General features: G+C 61.8%; 2 protein-coding genes and 1 pseudogene. All 3 read right to left on the reverse strand.

What is annotated here, in order from left to right; all coding sequences use genetic code 11:
- Positions 1–189: pseudogene (locus ACE04F_RS12305) on the reverse strand (TetR family transcriptional regulator); the annotation flags it as partial.
- 101 nt (positions 190–290) lie between these two features.
- Positions 291–1,793, reverse strand: a complete 1,503-nt coding sequence (gene lysS, locus ACE04F_RS12310) for a lysine--tRNA ligase (RefSeq protein WP_486107012.1) — start codon at positions 1,791–1,793, stop codon at positions 291–293.
- Positions 1,794–1,896: 103 nt separating this feature from the next.
- Positions 1,897–2,992 (reverse strand): peptide chain release factor 2 gene (gene prfB, locus ACE04F_RS12315; protein WP_095963568.1). Its coding sequence is split into 2 segments (ribosomal slippage): positions 1,897–2,919 and positions 2,921–2,992, totalling 1,095 coding nucleotides; the frame shifts between segments, so codons are not numbered across the junction.
- Positions 2,993–3,105: the final 113 nt, after the last annotated feature.

Genomic DNA, 3,105 nt, shown 5'->3' on the forward strand with positions numbered 1-3,105 from the left:
GGGGCCCACCGCGCGGTGGCGCACCGCACGCACGCCATCGCGCACGACAATGCGCATGGCCGCGTCGAGAATCTCCTGGCGGCGCTGTTCACTGCCCTGTCGGCTGGCCTTGCGACCCTGGTACTGAACACTTTCAGCGACAGCAGTGGCGACGCCCGCTGCACCTTCTGGAGCCATTGCACGATTCACGACAGGTCTTTCCTCGCTATTTCAGAAGTAACCAATTGATACGTTTGTACCAGACAGGCATTAAAAAGCCGCCCATCGAGGCGGCTTTTTAATTGAAACACTTACGCTTGGGGCCGCATGTGCGGGAACAGGATGACATCCCGGATCGACGGTGAGTTGGTCAGCAACATCACCAGGCGATCGATGCCGATGCCTTCGCCAGCCGTCGGCGGCATGCCGTACTCCAGGGCGCGAACGAAGTCGGCGTCGTAGTGCATGGCTTCGTCGTCACCGGCGTCCTTGTCGGCCACCTGGGCCATGAAGCGCTCGGCCTGGTCTTCCGCGTCGTTGAGCTCGGAGTAGGCGTTGGCAATTTCACGGCCACCGATGAACAGTTCGAAACGGTCGGTCACGCTCGGGTTCTCGTCGTTGCGACGGGCCAGCGGCGACACTTCGAACGGGTACTGGGTGATGAAGTGCGGCTGCTCCAGCTTGTGCTCGACCAGCTCTTCGAAAATCATCACTTGCAGCTTGCCCAGGCCTTCGAAGCCGAGCACCTTGGCGCCGGCCTTCTTGGCGATGGCACGAGCCTTGTCGATGTCCTGCAGGTCGGCCGCCGTAATTTCCGGGTTGTACTTGAGGATCGAATCGAACACCGACAGGCGCACGAACGGCTCGCCGAAGTGGAACACCTTGTCGCCGTACGGCACGTCGGTCGTCCCGAGAACAAGCTGTGCCAGCTCGCGGAACAGTTCTTCGGTCAGGTCCATGTTGTCGTTGTAATCGGCATAGGCCTGGTAGAACTCGAGCATGGTGAACTCGGGGTTGTGCCGGGTCGAAACGCCCTCGTTACGGAAGTTGCGGTTGATCTCGAAGACCTTCTCGAAACCACCGACCACCAAGCGCTTGAGGTATAGCTCCGGCGCGATGCGCAGGAACATTTCCATGTCCAGGGCGTTGTGGTGGGTTTCGAACGGCTTGGCCGCCGCGCCGCCCGGAATGGTCTGCAGCATCGGCGTCTCGACTTCGAGGAAGTCACGCTTCATCAGGAAGCTGCGGATGTGCGCGATGACCTGCGAGCGCACGCGGAACGTGTGGCGCACGTCTTCGTTGACGATCAGGTCGACGTAGCGCTGGCGGTAGCGCTGCTCGGTGTCGGTCAGGCCGTGGTGCTTGTCCGGCAGCGGGCGCAGGGACTTGGTCAGCAGGCGCACGCTGGTCATTTCGACGTACAGGTCGCCCTTGCCGGAGCGGGCCAGGGTGCCTTCGGCGGCAATGATGTCGCCCAGGTCCCAGGTCTTGACGGCAGCCAGGGTTTCTTCCGGCAGGGTCTTGCGATTGACATAGACCTGGATGCGACCGGTCATGTCCTGGATCACCAGGAACGAACCACGGTCGAGCATGATGCGACCGGCAACCTTGACCGGAATCGCCGCCTCGGCCAGCTCTTCCTTGGTCTTGTCCGCGTACTTTTTCTGCAAGGCATCGCAGTACGAATCGCGGCGGAAGTCGTTGGGGAAGGCCTGGCCCTTGGCGCGCTCGGCAGCAAGCTTTTCCTTGCGCAGGGCGATCAGGGAATTTTCTTCCTGTTGCAGGGCTTGCGGGTCGAGTTCTTGGTCGCTCATGTCTTTAAGGTTTCCATCACAGGTTCGTTGCCCCCGGCCCGGGCCGGAGTCTGCCGGCGAGCCGCGCTTCGAAAGCGTGCCCGCCCGCCACGTGGGTGTCGCGTTACAGCCCTTGCTTGAGGCTGGCGATCAGATATTCATCGATGTCGCCGTCGAGCACCTTGTCGCAGTCGCTGCGTTCGATGCTGGTGCGCAGGTCCTTGATCCGCGAAGCGTCGAGGACATACGAGCGGATCTGGTGACCCCAGCCGATATCGGACTTGGTGTCTTCCAGGGCCTGGGACGCGGCGTTGCGCTTCTGCACTTCCTGCTCGTACAAACGCGCCCGCAGCATCTTCATCGCGGTGTCTTTGTTCGCGTGCTGGGACCGTTCGTTCTGGCAACTGACCACGGTGTTGGTCGGTACGTGGGTGATCCGTACGGCCGAGTCGGTGGTGTTGACGTGCTGACCACCGGCCCCGGAGGAACGGTAGGTGTCGATACGCAGGTCGGCCGGGTTGATCTCGATCTCGATGTTGTCATCGATTTCCGGCGAGACGAATACCGCCGAGAACGAGGTGTGGCGACGGTTGCCGGAATCGAACGGGCTCTTGCGCACCAGGCGGTGCACGCCGATCTCGGTACGCAGCCAGCCAAAGGCGTACTCGCCCTTGATGTGCACGGTAGCGCCCTTGATCCCGGCGACTTCACCGGCGGACAGTTCCATGATGGTTGCGTCGAAACCGCGTTTGTCAGCCCAGCGCAGGTACATGCGCAGCAGGATGTTGGCCCAGTCCTGGGCCTCGGTGCCGCCGGAGCCGGCCTGGATGTCCAGGTAGGCGTTGTTCATGTCCATCTCGCCGCTGAACATGCGGCGGAACTCCAGCTTGGCCAGGTTCTCGTCCAGGCGCGTCAGCTCGGCGACCACATCGCCGACCGCGCCTTCGTCGTTTTCCTCGACGGCCATGTCCAGCAGGTCGCGGCAGTCGGCCAGGCCGCTGGACAACTCGTCCAGGGTCTCGACGATCTGCGCCAGCGCAGAACGCTCGCGGCCCAGTTCCTGGGCGTAGGAAGGGTTGTTCCAGACATTCGGATCTTCAAGCTCGCGATTGACTTCGGTCAGACGCTCATGCTTTTGATCGTAGTCAAAGATACCCCCGAATAGTTTCGGAGCGCTCGGACAGGTCCTTGATGGTGTTCAGGATCGGGTTGATTTCCATGGCGGGCAGCACTCGTTGGCGAACTTTTGAAAGCCGGCGAGTATAACGTAATCAAGCGGCGGCGGCAGCCCGCCTGGCGGCTTTAGGGGGAATGAGATTAAGCGTACGGCCCC

The sequence above is a fragment of the Pseudomonas sp. AGC41 genome, assembly GCF_057334555.1.